13 protein-coding genes and 1 pseudogene are annotated in these 14,721 nt (G+C 38.1%); 6 read left to right on the top strand and 8 right to left on the bottom strand.

Going from position 1 to position 14,721, the window contains the following annotated elements; genetic code table 11:
• Positions 1 to 83 precede the first annotated feature (83 nt).
• Positions 84 to 362 carry a peptidylprolyl isomerase gene (locus tag KO495_RS14380; RefSeq protein WP_215981106.1) on the top strand — a complete coding sequence of 93 codons (279 nt, stop codon included), beginning with the start codon at positions 84 to 86 and terminating at the stop codon, positions 360 to 362.
• 141 nt (positions 363 to 503) lie between these two features.
• Here the strand turns inward: KO495_RS14380 and KO495_RS14375 are convergent, their stop codons facing one another.
• The 6 genes from KO495_RS14375 to KO495_RS14350 all read right to left on the bottom strand — a co-directional run bounded on the left by KO495_RS14375 (position 504) and on the right by KO495_RS14350 (position 8,402).
• Complete coding sequence (locus tag KO495_RS14375) at positions 504 to 1,769, bottom strand: inorganic phosphate transporter (RefSeq protein WP_215981105.1); 1,266 nt, start codon at positions 1,767 to 1,769, stop codon at positions 504 to 506.
• A gap of 10 nt (positions 1,770 to 1,779) precedes the next feature.
• A complete protein-coding gene (locus KO495_RS14370) occupies positions 1,780 to 2,460 on the bottom strand; it encodes a TIGR00153 family protein (protein WP_215981104.1) in 681 nt (226 codons plus the stop codon).
• Between the two features lie 215 nt (positions 2,461 to 2,675).
• On the bottom strand, positions 2,676 to 3,380 hold the full coding sequence (phoU, locus tag KO495_RS14365) for a phosphate signaling complex protein PhoU (protein WP_215981103.1): 705 nt from the start codon (positions 3,378 to 3,380) through the stop codon (positions 2,676 to 2,678).
• Between the two features lie 71 nt (positions 3,381 to 3,451).
• Complete coding sequence (gene pstB, locus KO495_RS14360; protein WP_215981102.1) at positions 3,452 to 4,276, bottom strand: phosphate ABC transporter ATP-binding protein PstB; 825 nt, start codon at positions 4,274 to 4,276, stop codon at positions 3,452 to 3,454.
• A 121-nt stretch (positions 4,277 to 4,397) separates the two neighbouring features.
• A complete protein-coding gene (gene pstA / locus KO495_RS14355; RefSeq protein ID WP_215981101.1) occupies positions 4,398 to 6,035 on the bottom strand; it encodes a phosphate ABC transporter permease PstA in 1,638 nt (545 codons plus the stop codon).
• 78 nt (positions 6,036 to 6,113) lie between these two features.
• On the bottom strand, positions 6,114 to 8,402 hold the full coding sequence (locus KO495_RS14350) for an ABC transporter permease subunit (protein WP_215981100.1): 2,289 nt from the start codon (positions 8,400 to 8,402) through the stop codon (positions 6,114 to 6,116).
• Positions 8,403 to 8,811: 409 nt separating this feature from the next.
• Between KO495_RS14350 and KO495_RS14345 the strand changes: the two genes are divergently transcribed.
• Positions 8,812 to 9,237, top strand: coding sequence for a CBS domain-containing protein (locus tag KO495_RS14345; RefSeq protein WP_215981099.1), 426 nt, complete (start codon positions 8,812 to 8,814; stop codon positions 9,235 to 9,237).
• 181 nt (positions 9,238 to 9,418) lie between these two features.
• Here the strand turns inward: KO495_RS14345 and KO495_RS14340 are convergent, their stop codons facing one another.
• Together KO495_RS14340 and KO495_RS14335 are read right to left on the bottom strand one after the other, a co-directional pair.
• Positions 9,419 to 10,546 (bottom strand): PilT/PilU family type 4a pilus ATPase, encoded by a 1,128-nt coding sequence (locus tag KO495_RS14340; RefSeq protein ID WP_215981098.1) that lies wholly within the window; start codon positions 10,544 to 10,546, stop codon positions 9,419 to 9,421.
• Positions 10,547 to 10,618: 72 nt separating this feature from the next.
• Complete coding sequence (locus KO495_RS14335) at positions 10,619 to 11,662, bottom strand: type IV pilus twitching motility protein PilT (RefSeq protein ID WP_215981097.1); 1,044 nt, start codon at positions 11,660 to 11,662, stop codon at positions 10,619 to 10,621.
• Between the two features lie 100 nt (positions 11,663 to 11,762).
• On the opposite strand from KO495_RS14335, the gene KO495_RS14330 reads away from it, so the two are divergent.
• The 4 genes and pseudogenes from KO495_RS14330 (at position 11,763) to KO495_RS14315 (ending at position 14,578) form a co-directional block, all read left to right on the top strand.
• Entirely contained in the window at positions 11,763 to 12,524 is a 762-nt protein-coding gene (locus tag KO495_RS14330) for a YggS family pyridoxal phosphate-dependent enzyme (protein ID WP_215981096.1), read from the top strand.
• A 53-nt stretch (positions 12,525 to 12,577) separates the two neighbouring features.
• Positions 12,578 to 13,387 (top strand): annotated as a pseudogene (proC, locus tag KO495_RS14325) (pyrroline-5-carboxylate reductase); the annotation flags it as partial.
• Between the two features lie 80 nt (positions 13,388 to 13,467).
• Positions 13,468 to 14,013 carry a YggT family protein gene (locus tag KO495_RS14320; RefSeq protein ID WP_215981094.1) on the top strand — a complete coding sequence of 182 codons (546 nt, stop codon included), beginning with the start codon at positions 13,468 to 13,470 and terminating at the stop codon, positions 14,011 to 14,013.
• Positions 14,014 to 14,137: 124 nt separating this feature from the next.
• Entirely contained in the window at positions 14,138 to 14,578 is a 441-nt protein-coding gene (locus KO495_RS14315; protein ID WP_215981093.1) for a DUF4426 domain-containing protein, read from the top strand.
• The last annotated feature ends 143 nt before the right edge of the window (positions 14,579 to 14,721 follow it).

Genomic DNA, 14,721 nt, shown 5'->3' with positions numbered 1-14,721 from the left:
AAAATAAGGTACTGTAAATTTGTTAACTTTATATCGAATATAATAGTAATAATTTCAACAGTTTTAATAAATAGGAACGAAGTATGTCTCAAGCAAGTGCGCGCCACCTTTTAGTGGACACCGAAGAACAATGTTTAACGTTAAAAGCTGAAATTGAAGCAGGTAAGGATTTTGCTGAAGCTGCAAAGCAGTATTCTAAATGCCCTTCAAACGCTCAAGGTGGTGATTTAGGTAACTTTGGTCCAGGCCAAATGGTTCCTGAGTTTGATAAAGTTGTTTTTTCTGCGCCATTAAATGAAGTACAAGGCCCGGTACAAACACAATTTGGTTATCATTTATTAGAAGTTACCGCACGTAGCTAATACTTCCCTCGTATTTATAACCAACTCAATACGATAAATAAAAAGGGTATGCATTATGCGTACCCTTTTTATTTATACAAATTTTAGCCATAAAAAAACCGCAATTTATTGCGGTTTTTTTTATGGCTATTTAGTAAATAATTAACTAAATATTGCCTGCATGCCCCAAAAGAACATAATAGACAATGCAGCGCCTACAGGGAGTGTAACTACCCAAGAAACCACAATATTACGAACAACACCTAAGTTAATTGCAGCAATACCGCGCGCCATACCAACACCGAGTACAGCACCCACTAGGGTTTGCGTCGTTGAAATAGGTAAACCAGCGCCCGAGGCAATAACAACAGTACTTGCCGCCGCTAATTCAGCAGCAAAACCACGACTTGGTGTTAAGTGCGTTATACCTTGACCAATAGTAGCAATAACTTTGTGACCAAAAATCGCAAGACCTGCAACAATACCAAAAGCACCTAAAGGTAAAATCCACCACGCTAGCGCAGCTTTAGCAGCAATTTGACCGTCATTTTCAACAATACTTACTACAGCCGCTAATGGACCAATAGCGTTAGCAACATCGTTTGAGCCATGAGCAAATGCCATCGCACAAGCGGTAACAATCATTAAAATAGCAAAAACTTTTTCAACATTCGCGTAGTGTGTTTCTTTTGCCGCCGCTTCATCAAACTTAAGTCGACTAATGAAAACTTTACCGATAAGAGCAACAATAACAGCGATAACCGCGGCATAAATATAGCCTTCAACTAAGCCGATATGTAAATCTAAATGCTTTAAGCCTTTAAAAATAGTTACTAGAGATAGAACAAAACCCGCTAAAAACATGTAGGCAGGAACCCAGCGTTTTGCTTGCGTTAACGGCTTATCGGTATCAAAAATTAACTTTTGCGCACTATTAAAAATGACAAATGCAATAACACCAGAGATTAACGGTGTGATAACCCAACTACCAACGATGCCTGTCACTTTACTCCAATAAACAGCGTCTGTACTAACACCGATAGCAGCAAAGCCAACAATAGCACCAACAATTGAGTGGGTGGTAGATACCGGCCAGCCTAAAGCTGAAGCAATCAATAACCAAGTAGCGGCAGCGAAAAGTGCTGAGATCATGCCATAAACAAGTAGTTCTGGGGTATCAATAAAAAATCCTGAGTCGATAATGCCTTTACGAATGGTTGAAGTCACCTCACCACCTGCTAAATAAGCACCGGCAAATTCAAACACCATCGCAATAATGATGGCTTGTTTAATGGTTAACGCTTTTGAACCAACCGAGGTTCCCATGGCATTAGCCACATCGTTCGCACCAATCCCCCACGCCATAAAAAAACCGACAACGGCAGCAAGCAGGACAAAAGTAGAACCTGAGCTAAGTATAATTTCCATCAGAAAACCCTTATTTTCTAGCTAAAAGTATTTCTAAACGTGCACCTACACGCTCAGCAAGATCAGCTAAATCGCCAACCCAATCAATAATTTGATATAAAAACATTACATCAACTGGATTTAAGTCCTTTTCAATCGCTAATAAGTTTTGACGTAGCGTCACTTGTAAACGGTCGGTATCATCTTCAATCAAATCAAGTTGATTGATCATTTTTTCAACCAGTGCTACCTCACGGCCACGAAAGCCCGTTTCTAATAAATCGTCTAATTCATTAATTGCTTCAGCTGCTTTTTCTGTTGCATCGATACAACGCGCTAAATAGGTGCTGAACTCTTCTTGTAAGCTTTCAGGAACCTGTAACTTGCGTCCTAATACACGGCCAGCAATATCTTTGGCTTTGTTAGCGATTTTGTCTTGCTGTGATAGCAACTCAAGTAAATCAGCGCGATCGACTGGCATAAATAAACCACCAGGTAACTCTAAACGTAGCTGACGCTTCAATGCATCGGCATCTTGCTCTAGTGTTGATAATTTTTTACGAATTGTTGCTGCTTTATCCCAATCATTCGCTTTACAAGCTTTAAAGAAAGGAACAAGTTGTTTACTACACTTAACAACGATTTGAATATGATTTTCTAATGGTTTAATAGGTGATTTTGCAAATACACCTAAGATAGAATTTCTGGCCATAATATGCTTCCAGGGGGTTAATACTGTTGAGTATAAACCTCGTTATTGTAATTCGTCGCGGATATTACCCCATTTACTTAATAAAGTTAAATGCTAATGTTCAGGTTGCTTATCTAATAAGCGATCTGGCGACAATGAATTAGTTTGAGAATACTTTTGTTAAGCATAATACTTAACAAAACGGTTATTAAATTTTATTTTGTACTTTTCTTGCGCTATTTAAGCTTTTTCATGTCTTCTGCAGTCGTATGGCGCACTACTTTACCTTTAACAAAGTAAATAATGTACTCACATATATTTTGACTACGATCTCCAATACGCTCTAACGCACGTGCCGACCATATTACGGTCATTATTTGTGGAATAGAACGTGGGTCTTCCATCATATACGTCATTAATTGACGCATTAATGCTTCATATTCACGATTAATACTATCATCAGTTTGGTGAATATTAATAGCGGTATCCACATCCATACGGGTAAAGGCATCTAAAGTTGCTTGTAAGAACTCTAGTACTTTACGACCTAGGTTGTCTAGATTCAGTAATAAGTCTTGCTGTTTTGATGAAAAACTCTCTAGTGCCACCTGCGCTATTTTTTCAGCTTCATCGCCAATACGCTCTAAATCGGCAATCGTTTTAACTATCGCCATAATTAAACGTAAATCACCAGCAGCGGGTTGTCGCTTAGCAATAATTCTTGTGCATTCATCATCAATACTCACTTCATAAGCATTAATTTGATAGTCATTGTTAAGCACTTCTCGAGCAAGTTCTTCGTCATTATTACCTACCGCAGCTAAAGCGTCAGACAGCTGCTTTTCAACTAAGCCGCCCATGTGCATTACATTATTAATAACGCGCTCTAAATCTTCATTAAATTGGCCCGATATATGTCGGCCCATGTGTAAATTATCCATCGTGTTGTCCTATTACATTATTTTGAACAAGCTCTTAAGCTTTGTACCAATGAAATCAATATAAAAAGTATTTAACCGTACCTGCCAGTAATATAGTCTTCTGTTTTTTTCTTCATTGGCGTCGTAAATAAGGTGTTGGTATCGCTATATTCAATCAAATCGCCCATATACATAAAGGCGGTTTGATCAGATACTCGTGCTGCTTGTTGCATGTTGTGCGTTACAATAACCACAGTAAACTCTTTTTTCAGGTCGTTAATAAGCTCTTCAATGGTTAAGGTTGAAATCGGATCAAGTGCAGAGGTTGGCTCATCTAGTAATAAAACCTCAGGCTGAATAGCAATGGCACGTGCAATAACAAGACGTTGCTGCTGACCGCCAGATAAACCTAATGCACTTTCATGCAATCTATCTTTAACTTCATTCCATAATGCCGCGCTGCGTAATGATTTCTCAACGGCATCATCTAAAACACGTCGATTATTTTCTCCCATAATTCGTAAACCATAAATAACATTTTCATAAATGGTTTTAGGAAATGGATTAGGGCGCTGAAATACCATACCTACTTTACGGCGCAACTCTGCCACATCAACATGTTTGTCGTAAATATTTGTGCCATGAAGGTTAATTTCACCGGTAATTTTGCAGTTATCAACCAAATCATTCATACGATTAATACAGCGTAGCAAGGTCGATTTACCACAACCACTTGGGCCAATGAATGCTGTTACTTGGCCTTTAGGAATTGCCATACTAATATTTTGCAGTGCTTGCTTATTACCGTAGTGCAAATTCAAGTTATTAATATTTAGTGCCACTTGTTCTGGCGACAAGTTGTTCAAGTCAAGTTTATTGGGACTGTCTGATAACGCGGTTGGGGTAACAGAAATCATAATATTTTTATCTCTTGTAATCTTTAGTGATAGTACGTTGCGATAACACCAGTTATTGTTTTTTAACCACAACGTATTATTTGTTAATTTTATTTCAATGTAACTGAGCTTTAAAAAACTATTAGTGCTCTAGCATTTTGTATTTTTCACGCAATCTATTACGAATAGTTACCGCGGTCATATTCAATGCCACAATAATGCTAACCAATAATAACGCTGTTGCATAAACCAATGGTCTAGCGGCCTCAACATTAGGGCTTTGAAAGCCAACATCGTAAATATGAAAACCTAAATGCATAAACTTACGTTCTAAGTGTAAAAACGGGAAGTTACCATCAAGCGGTAAGTTAGGCGCCATTTTCACTACACCAACCAGCATTAATGGGGCAACCTCGCCCGCTGCTCGTGCAATTGCCAAAATAATACCGGTCATAATCGCTGGGCTAGCAATCGGTAAAATAATACGCCATAGGGTTTCTGCTTTAGTTGCTCCAAGTGCTAAAGAGCCGTGACGCATAGCAGATGGTATACGCGATAAGCCTTCTTCAGTTGAAACAATAACCACAGGTAAAGTTAAAATAGCCAAAGTAATAGCTGACCATAAAACCCCTGGCGTACCAAACGTTGGGCTAGGTAACGTTTCTGGGTAAAATATTTGGTCTAACGAGCCACCCACCATATAAACAAAAAAGCCTAAACCAAAAACACCATAAACAATAGATGGTACACCTGCTAAATTAATCACCGCAATACGTAGTAGTTTAGTTAGGCTATTTTTACCCGCATATTCATGTAAATAAATAGCCGCAATAACGCCAAATGGAGAAACGATTACGGTCATTAATAGCACCATAAGTACCGTACCAAAAATAGCAGGAAAAACACCACCTTCGGTATTTGCTTCTCTTGGGTCGTCAACAATGAAAGCGCCTATTTGACTAAAGAATATTTTTGTTTTTTCAAAAACACCTAACTGATTATTAAAACTAACCTTAAGGATATTCTCAAAATTGATAGTAACAAGTTGCCCGTCCATTGCGCGCATAACTAATTGGTCACGCGCTATTTTATCTCTAAAAACCATTAACTCTTTTTCAAGAGTACGGTAGTCACTTTCAAGTTTAGCGACTTCATCATCAATACTTTGTTGTAGCTCTGGCGTTAATTCACCTTGCAGCTGATGTTTACGAGCTTTTAAACGTAAACGCTCTAACTGGTAGTTAATAGCACCAATATCAGACTTTTGTAAGCTGTCAATTTCAGCTTGAAATTGCTCAACACGCTCAACTAGTTCAGGTAACCTATCTTGAGCGACTTCTACGCCATCTAAAACAATGTGATCAATAAAGCCATAAAAATTACCGTTAGTGCGACGTTCAACCACCGCTAATGTTTCAGGCTTTGTTGTTTGTGTAATATTAGTACTTAATATCCAACGAAAATCTAAACTCACCAACTCACGGTTACCCGTTTTAATGAGTAAGCGCTCTAAAGTTTCTTGCCCTTCAGGCAACGTTAAATTTAAATGCGCTAGTTGACTTACAGGAATATGTTCGCGGTCATATATTTCACCAATAACCACCTGCTTAGCACCCGCTTCATCGGTTAAATTAAACTGATATAACTCACTTGGCCAAAAGTATGACAAACCGCGCGAAGCAATAAGCCACAATAGCCCAAGTACTGAGATCAAACTGATACTCACGCCACCTGCTGATAGCCATATCCAAGGGGAACCTGATTTAAACCATTTATTCATAAAAATAAAACTCTATTATTAGTTAACCAGACAACATTTGTTGCCTCTACTGTACAACTGAACTTTCAATAAATACGCTTACATCGAACTGTATTTTTCACGTAATCGCTGACGAACGAACTCTGCAATAGTGTTGAAAATAAAGGTAAAAACAAAGAGAACAAACGCGGCTAAGAACAAAATACGGTAATGTGAACTACCCACTTCTGACTCAGGCATTTCAACGGCAATATTCGCTGCTAGGGTTCTCATTCCTTGGAAAATACTCCAATCGAGAATTGGCGTATTACCTGTAGCCATTAATACAATCATGGTCTCCCCTACTGCACGACCTAAGCCCATCATTACCGCAGAGAATATCCCAGGGCTTGCAGTTAATAGCACAACTTTAGCTAAGGTTTGCCACTGTGTTGCACCAAGTGCTAATGAGCCACTAGTTAAATGCGTAGGAACACTGAAGATGGCATCTTCAGCCATAGAAAAAATAGTAGGGATAACCGCAAAGCCCATGGCAATGCCAACCACTAAAGCATTACGTTGGTCAAAATCAATACCTAAATCATTAGTAATATATTGACGCATATCTCCACCAAAAAAGACTAATTCTAAAACAGGCGATAAAGCGAAAGCGGCGTATGCTGCTAAGATAATCACTGGAATTAAAATCAGTGGCGCTAAAGTTTCAGGCACTTTGGTTTTTAAATCGCGTGGTAAATTATGCCAAACAAAGGCAGTAATTAAGGTCGACAATGGTAAGAAAATAAAAAGTAAGAAAACAGCAGGCAAGTATGCTTCCATTAAAGGTGCTAGCCACAAACCGGCTAAAAATCCTAAAATAACGGTAGGTAGTGCTTCCATCATTTCAATGGTTGGTTTTACTTTTTTACGTAACCCTGGAGTCATAAAGTATGCGGTATAAATCGCTGCGGTTAAAGCAATTGGCACTGCAAATAACATCGCATAAAGTGCGGCTTTAATGGTACCAAAAGAAATAGGTACTAATGAAAACTTCGCTTCAAAGTCATCAGAGCCTGAAGTAGATTGCCAAATATAGTCAGGCTCGGCGTAACCTTCATACCAAACTTCTTGCCATAAAGCATGCCAAGTAACTTCTGGATGTTCGTTATGTACACTAAACACATGTAAGGTTTGTTTGACTGAGTCTGTATTTAGGCTTTCACTCATGACGACCAAACCATCAGCACGAGGGGCAATTGCTAGCGCTTGCATATTTTCTTCAACTAACGTGCCTTGCCATAAATGTGCATCACTGGTGGTATAAAATATATTTAACTCGCCCTGTTCATTGAGCGTATAAAAACTTTTGCGAAATTGTTCAGGGTAAATAGCACGAATTGCTGGCTCACCTTGAGTGGCATTAGTTTGACTTTTAAAAGTACGAACTTGCTTAAATTGGCGACCATTATCTGTTGCTACTTCAAACCACTGGCTCACTTGACCTTGGTTATCACCAAGTAATAATGAACTACCGCCAGATAGCAATGCCATTGTTGTTAAATAAGTATTAGCTTGTGAAAATTCAGGGTTAATAGTGGCACGTAAGCTGGCACTGTCGTCATCTAAGTCATAAACAAATACCGTAGAATGCGAGCGTACAAACGCCAAATTTAAATCAGGAGAAATATACACTTCATCAACATCGGTGAACTCATCGCTTATTTCAATAAAGTTAGTTTCATAGTCTGAATCACTGTAGCTAAAATCATCTTCGGCAATAAAACTGGTATAAATAAGACGGCTGTCTTGAGTAAAAGCGACAAATACCATTTTTTCATCACTCATCGCGAAATCAAGTACGCTAATCGTTTCATCTTGTTCATCAATGACTAATGAGCTTTCACCTAATGGATAGCTCACCCGTGGGACAATTTCACGACTGTTGTCGGTATATTGCGCTTGAAAGCTCGGCTTAATTAACTGAATTTTGCCTTGCTTTGTGAGTAATAGTTTATTGTCTAAACCAAACGAGATTACTTGGCTTAATATGTCACCCTGCTCTACTAACGGCTGAGAAAGTGCAATATCTCCAGATTGATACTGGTTTTTCGCCTGTTCATCACTGGTTTTCAAGTGATAAAAATTAATGTTACCACTTTGGCTAATTTGATAAGCCACCTCTTTGAGTTCATCAACACCAACACTTAATGTTTCTGTTTTAGTCGTCAGCGCAATTTGGGTTACTGGCTCAACGGTTGCCGACTCAAAAATGGGTTTAATTACATAAAGTAAATAAAGAAAGATCAGTACTAACGTAAATAACACGCTAATACCACCAACAGTTACTAACCACTTAGCGACTGAATTTTTCAGCTCTCGACTGCGGTTTGATTTAGAAACTTTTGCCACGTAAACAACCTTTTGACTCAAATGAGTATCATAAAAAATGATCGAATTAATATCGTGGCAAAGTATAAGACAGTTATGTGACAGTTATATTACAGTATTATTCAATTCACTTATCTGAACGGGCTAATAGCGTTAATTAAACTTGCTGAGTCACTATTAAAGTCTAAGGTGCTTAACAGCTACCTCATCAAATAAGCACTCCTAACACAACAGAGTAAAGGGTTTTAGCTGCTAACTCGTTATTTGTGCAGAAAGCATAATAGCTCTGCATAACAAGGTAACTTTATTTTCAACAGTTTGATTACATTTTTTCACGATAAAACATAGCGGTTGTTCATTATTTATCGTATAAAAGTAATATAGAAAACAATGATCTTACCTTCACCTTTAACAAATAGTTTGTGCTGATATGAAAGTAGAAAATTTAATGAGTAAAAACCTGATCACATTAAACCTTGATGATGATCTTAATAAAGCACGCGATGTTTTTAATCAGCATAGTATTCATCATATTTTAATTTTAAATGATGAAGAGGAGTTGGCGGGTGTTATTACTGACAGAGACTTGTTCAAAAACATCAGCCCCACGATAGGCACACGTAACGAAAGCCATAAAGATGTAATTCTTGCACATAAGAAAATACATCAAATTATGTCAAGAACCTTAGTTTGTGGGCAAACGGAGCAATCCATTAGCGAAGCTGTACTGCTCTTTCATGACAATCATGTTTCTTGTTTACCTATTATTGACGAACAAAATAAGCCTATTGGTATTATTACTTGGCGTGATATTTTAAAAGTTATTGCCTTGCAATATCGAAAAAAGAACAATTAACCTAGGTAAGATGAGTCCACACATCTAATTCAGGTTAAGTAGCTTTTGGAGATATTCTTCGACTAACTTTATAAAAATAAATTCTCTAAAAAGACTCCCCATAAAAATACAGCTTATAAAACTACTGCTCATAAAAAATGCAGCTTAATTAAGCTGCATTTTTATAGTCAACAGGTTAAAGCTACTCTTCGTCTGGCTCTAAACCATCAAGTGTTACACCCGATAAACCGCCCGTACCGCCTTGCTCATTACTACGTAACTTAATCATTAAGCGTAAATCATTAGGTGAGTCGGCATGATGTAGCGCATCTGCATACGTAATAATACCTTGCTGGTAATGTTTAAATAACGCCTGATCGAAGGTTTGCATACCAAGCTCGTTCGATTTTTCCATCACTTCTTTAATACTACCAATTTCACCTTTTTTAATTAACTCACCAATAAATGGCGAGTTAAGCAATATTTCAATGGCAGCAACACGACTATTACCGTCATGTGTCGGCACTAATTGCTGAGCAATAATACCGCGTAAATTTAATGCTAAATCAAACAATAATTTACCATGCTGATCCGCTGGTACTAAATGCATAATACGGTCAATAGCTTGGTTGGCATTATTAGCATGCAAAGTCGCAATACATAAGTGACCTGTTTCAGCAAAACTTAATGCATGCTCCATAATTTCTCGACTACGGATTTCACCAATAAGAATAACATCGGGTGCTTGACGTAAGGAGCTTTGCAGTGCGGCTTCAAAGGTTTCAGTATCTAAGCCTACCTCACGCTGAGTGATCATGCTTTTACCGTGTTCATGAACAAATTCAACCGGATCTTCTATGGTTAAAATATGGCCGCGAGAGTTACGATTACGATAGCCAATAAGTGAGGCCATTGAGGTCGACTTACCGGTACCGGTACCACCAACAAATAACACTAAACCACGTTTAGACATAACCACGTCTTTTAATACGGGCGGTAACCCTAAATCGTCGACTTCAGGAATATCAGTAACAATACGACGAATAACCATGCCCGCCATGTCACGCTGCCAAAAAGCAGAGATACGAAAACGACCAATACTTTCAATGTCTATGGCAAAGTTACACTCTTTTTCTTCGTCAAATTGCTTTTTTTGCTTTTCATTCATGGCATCATGAACTAAACCAAGCGATTGCTCTGGCGTTAATACCTGATCATCAATAGGACGTAACTCACCATTAATTTTTGCACTTACTGCTAGCTTTGCCGTAACAAACATATCAGAAGCATCTTCTTTGACCATTTTTTCAAGTAAATGATGGAAATTCATTTAATGTCCTTGTTCTTATACTACAAATAAACAGGACTTAGCGCCGTCACTAAGTCCTAAAAAGGGAGTCAATTAAAAACCTGAAAACTGGTTTTTATCTACGGCTTTTTCCATCGCATCTTGTTTAGTGATCAAACCACGGTTTACCAAGTTTTGTAAGCATTGATCCATGGTTTGCATACCATGTTGCATACCTGTTTGAATAGCCGAGTACATTTGCGCAATTTTATCTTCACGAATAAGGTTACGAATAGCAGGAACGCCAATCATAATTTCATGAGCGGCTACTCGGCCGCCGCCAACTTTTTTAATTAGCGTTTGCGAGATAACCGCACGTAGAGATTCTGATAACATTGAGCGCACCATTGATTTTTCTTCCCCAGGAAATACATCAATAATACGGTCAATGGTTTTAGGTGCAGAGGTAGTATGTAGCGTCCCAAAAACTAAATGACCTGTTTCAGCGGCGGTCATAGCAAGGCGAATGGTTTCTAAATCACGCATTTCACCAACAAGAATAACATCGGGATCTTCACGTAATGCGGAGCGTAACGCCGCTTCAAAACTTAAGGTATCGCGATGCACTTCACGTTGGTTAATTAAACATTTTTTATTTTCGTGCACAAATTCTATTGGGTCTTCGATGGTTAAAATGTGGTCATGCTTATGATCATTAATATAATCGACCATTGCCGCTAACGTGGTTGATTTACCAGAGCCTGTTGGCCCCGTAACGAGCACTAAGCCGCGCGGCGTATCCGAAATATCGCGAAATATTTCAGGGCAACCTAAATCATCCAATGATAAAATTTTACTTGGAATGGTACGAAATACGGCAGCAGGACCACGGTTTTGGTTAAAGGCATTTACCCTGAAACGAGCAAGACTAGGTACTTCAAACGAAAAATCGACCTCAAGGTTTTCTTCATATTCTTTTCGTTGTCTATCGTTCATAATATCGTAAACCAACGCATTAACATCTTTAGCGTCAAAGGCAGGGATATTTAGCTTACGCACATCACCGTCAACACGAATAGAAGGTGGCGTTCCCGTAGATAAATGCAAATCCGATGCGTTGTGTTGCACACTAAATGCAAGTAGTTCGGTTATATCCATAAAAGCCTCTTTTTAGTAAAATTTAGTAATAATAGTCTTATAATTAATAGGTTATAATAACTATAAAGTCAGGTAAGTTAAAACAGTTTAGAAAAATCATATGAACCACATTAAAGATAATCTCGATAAAATTAAAGCTCAAATTAACCTAGCTTGCCAGCAAAAAATACTTTTGACTGCAGATAGCCCCCTAAACAATAACAAAAGCTTAGCTACATCAAATGATAATGCTACGGTTAAATTGCTAGCCGTATCTAAAACTAAGCCAAGCACTGATATTAAACAAGCTTATTTATGGGGTCAGCGAGACTTCGGTGAGAATTACTTACAAGAAGCCCTTGAAAAAATAACTGAATTATCTAATTTATCTGATATTTGCTGGCACTTCATTGGCCCAATCCAATCAAATAAAACCAAACAAATAGCGCAAAATTTCTCGTGGGTGCATAGTGTTGATAGAGAAAAAATAGCTCTGCGGCTTAATCAACACTTATCCGATGAGGGTTCTAACATCGCTAACGATAGCGAGAAAAAACTCAATGTATGCATACAAATTAATATTAATAACGAGCAAAGCAAGTCAGGATTAAATGAAGCTGAGCTATTTTCTTTAGCTGACATTATTCATCAGTGTGATAGGCTTACCCTGCGCGGTATTATGGCAATCCCAGAAAAGAATGCACAGGTAGAAACTTACCAAAAAATGCAGAATATGTATCTGTCATTAAAAGCGAAATATGCCACGGTTGACACGTTATCATTAGGTATGTCTGATGATTTATCTATAGCTATCGCGCATGGCTCAACCATGGTACGTATTGGTAGTGCCATTTTTGGCGTCAGAGCAAAAACAGTACAGTAATTAAAAATTCGATGTAGCACAGGCTACTTGATTCTCAATTTACTAAGGAATATTCAATGAAAAAAATCGCCTTTATTGGTGCGGGTAATATGGCTCGCGCAATTGTTATAGGGTTAGTTAATTCCGGCGTTACGCCTAGCGACATTATAGTTGCTAATCCATCCCCAGAAAAACGTTTAGCCTTAGCGAATGAATTCGGCATTATGCACACTGACGATAATATAAAAGCGACTGAGTTTGCCGACATTATTGTTTTATCAGTAAAACCACACTTTATTTCTGATGTTTGCCAACAACTCACCAAGACTTGTGATATTAGCCAGAAGTTATTTATTTCGGTTGCTGCTGGCCGCACTGTAGCGCAAATTCAACAAGCCTTAGCCAGCAATGCTGCTGTAGTACGTGTTATGCCAAATACACCATCTCAACTGGGTTTTGGTATGAGCGGCTTGTTTGCCTCTCCTGAAGTTAATGATGAACAAAAAGCCGCTAGCGGTAAGCTAATGAGCGCGGTTGGTAAAATTATTTGGTTAGATACTGAAAGTAAGATTAATGATGTGATTGCTGTAGCAGGCTCTGCACCTGCCTATTTCTTCTTATTTATGGAAGCGATGGAAACCCACGCCAAATCATTAGGCTTTACGGATGAAGAAAGCCGCATGCTAGTGCAACAAACAGCACTTGGCTCGGCACAAATGGTCGCACATAATAGCGAATCTATTAGTACGCTACGTGGTAATGTCACCTCAAAAGGCGGCACAACACATGCTGCTATTGAACAGTTTAAAGCCGATGGTATTGAGCTGATGGTAAAAAATGCTATGAATGCTGCCATAGCACGCGCTGAAGAAATGGCAAAATAGCGTTACTAAACTTTAATAGCAGATAAAGTCATAATAATACGTTTATCTGCTATCACATTTGATCAAGAGAGAGAAAAACTATGGAAGCCATCATTTATTTGCTGAGATTTGCCTTCGATGCCTTATTAATGATTTTAATCATGCGTGTTTGGTTACAATGGGTAAAAGCTGACTTTTATAACCCATTAAGCCAATTTATTGTTAAAGCAAGTAATCCATTGGTTGTGCCATTTCGCCGTATTATTCCTGGCTTTGGTGGTATAGATTTATCAACTATTGTCGTTGCTTACATTGTTGCGACCTTAAAGTTTTTCACACTCGCCGCTATTGCCGGTGAAAACTTAGGCACATTAGCGTTTTACATTGGTTTATTGGTGTTAATAAAACAGGCTGGCTTTTTACTGTTTGTTATTATGATCATCATGGCAGTGATGAGCTGGGTAGTACAAGGTTACAATGCAACCTTAATGGTATTTAGCCAATTAACTGAGCCATTTTTGCGCCCTATTCGCCGCATTATTCCTAATATGGGTGGTTTAGATTTATCAATGATTATCGCTTTCTTACTGATGAATGTGATTAATATTTTATTATCAGGTTCGTTACCGTATTGGTCAGCCCTGTAGTGTAATGAAATCACTCTTAGCTAAGGTAAAGTAAGCTAAGCTAAGAGTGAAAAACACACACCACTAACACCTGCACCTAACAACTAACCTATAATTACACCGTCAACCCCATTGGAGAATCCCCATGAAGAATGTAATACCTGCTGTGGTTATTTCGCTTGTTTTAGCATTATTTTGCACGACAACAGCCTATGCTGAAAACATGAAAAAACTCGGCACAATGAACGTACATTATATGGCTATCGGCTCAACTTTTTTTACTCCTGAAATAGCCAAAGCCTATGGTATAACGCGTAGTCGTTATAATGGGCTAGTCAATATCGCTGTTATTGATAATAGCAAAAAAGAAAAACCTGCTAAATCTGTGAGTATTACCGGTAAAGCAAAGAATAATGTAGGGCAATTTAAAGACTTAGAGTTTACTGAAGTTAAAGAAGGTAACGCTATTTATTATTTAGCCCAAGTTAAATACAACAATGAAGAAACCATTCATTTTGATCTTATGATCAACGATGGTAAAGAGCAGCAGCAATTAAAGTTTTCGCAAAAGTTTTATGTTGATTAGCCTTAACGTAAACACAGGCCAATAAAAAGGTTACCTTAACGGTAACCTTTTTGATTAATGAGCTAAATATTAGCTAAATGCTAATTAGATACTTCTTTGTGAGACTAGCTCGATATGAATACAGTATTAGTTAACCTGAGCTC

Source organism: Colwellia sp. D2M02, from assembly GCF_018860755.1.
GTDB lineage: Bacteria > Pseudomonadota > Gammaproteobacteria > Enterobacterales > Alteromonadaceae > Colwellia > Colwellia asteriadis.
Note: the sequence above shows the minus strand (reverse complement) of the source record. Positions and strands in the feature narration are given on the sequence as shown.

Excerpts from the sequence above, each read along its gene's own strand:
- KO495_RS14380 (WP_215981106.1), top strand. The coding sequence starts at position 84 with ATGTCTCAAGCAAGTGCGCGCCACCTTTTAGTGGACACCGAAGAACAA.
- KO495_RS14340 (WP_215981098.1), bottom strand. The coding sequence starts at position 10,546 with ATGAATTTCCATCATTTACTTGAAAAAATGGTCAAAGAAGATGCTTCT.
- KO495_RS14345 (WP_215981099.1), top strand. The coding sequence starts at position 8,812 with ATGAAAGTAGAAAATTTAATGAGTAAAAACCTGATCACATTAAACCTT.
- phoU (WP_215981103.1), bottom strand. The coding sequence starts at position 3,380 with ATGGATAATTTACACATGGGCCGACATATATCGGGCCAATTTAATGAA.
- pstB (WP_215981102.1), bottom strand. The coding sequence starts at position 4,276 with ATGATTTCTGTTACCCCAACCGCGTTATCAGACAGTCCCAATAAACTT.
- pstA (WP_215981101.1), bottom strand. The coding sequence starts at position 6,035 with ATGAATAAATGGTTTAAATCAGGTTCCCCTTGGATATGGCTATCAGCA.
- KO495_RS14320 (WP_215981094.1), top strand. The coding sequence starts at position 13,468 with ATGGAAGCCATCATTTATTTGCTGAGATTTGCCTTCGATGCCTTATTA.
- KO495_RS14335 (WP_215981097.1), bottom strand. The coding sequence starts at position 11,662 with ATGGATATAACCGAACTACTTGCATTTAGTGTGCAACACAACGCATCG.
- KO495_RS14370 (WP_215981104.1), bottom strand. The coding sequence starts at position 2,460 with ATGGCCAGAAATTCTATCTTAGGTGTATTTGCAAAATCACCTATTAAA.
- KO495_RS14315 (WP_215981093.1), top strand. The coding sequence starts at position 14,138 with ATGAAGAATGTAATACCTGCTGTGGTTATTTCGCTTGTTTTAGCATTA.
- KO495_RS14375 (WP_215981105.1), bottom strand. The coding sequence starts at position 1,769 with ATGGAAATTATACTTAGCTCAGGTTCTACTTTTGTCCTGCTTGCTGCC.
- KO495_RS14330 (WP_215981096.1), top strand. The coding sequence starts at position 11,763 with ATGAACCACATTAAAGATAATCTCGATAAAATTAAAGCTCAAATTAAC.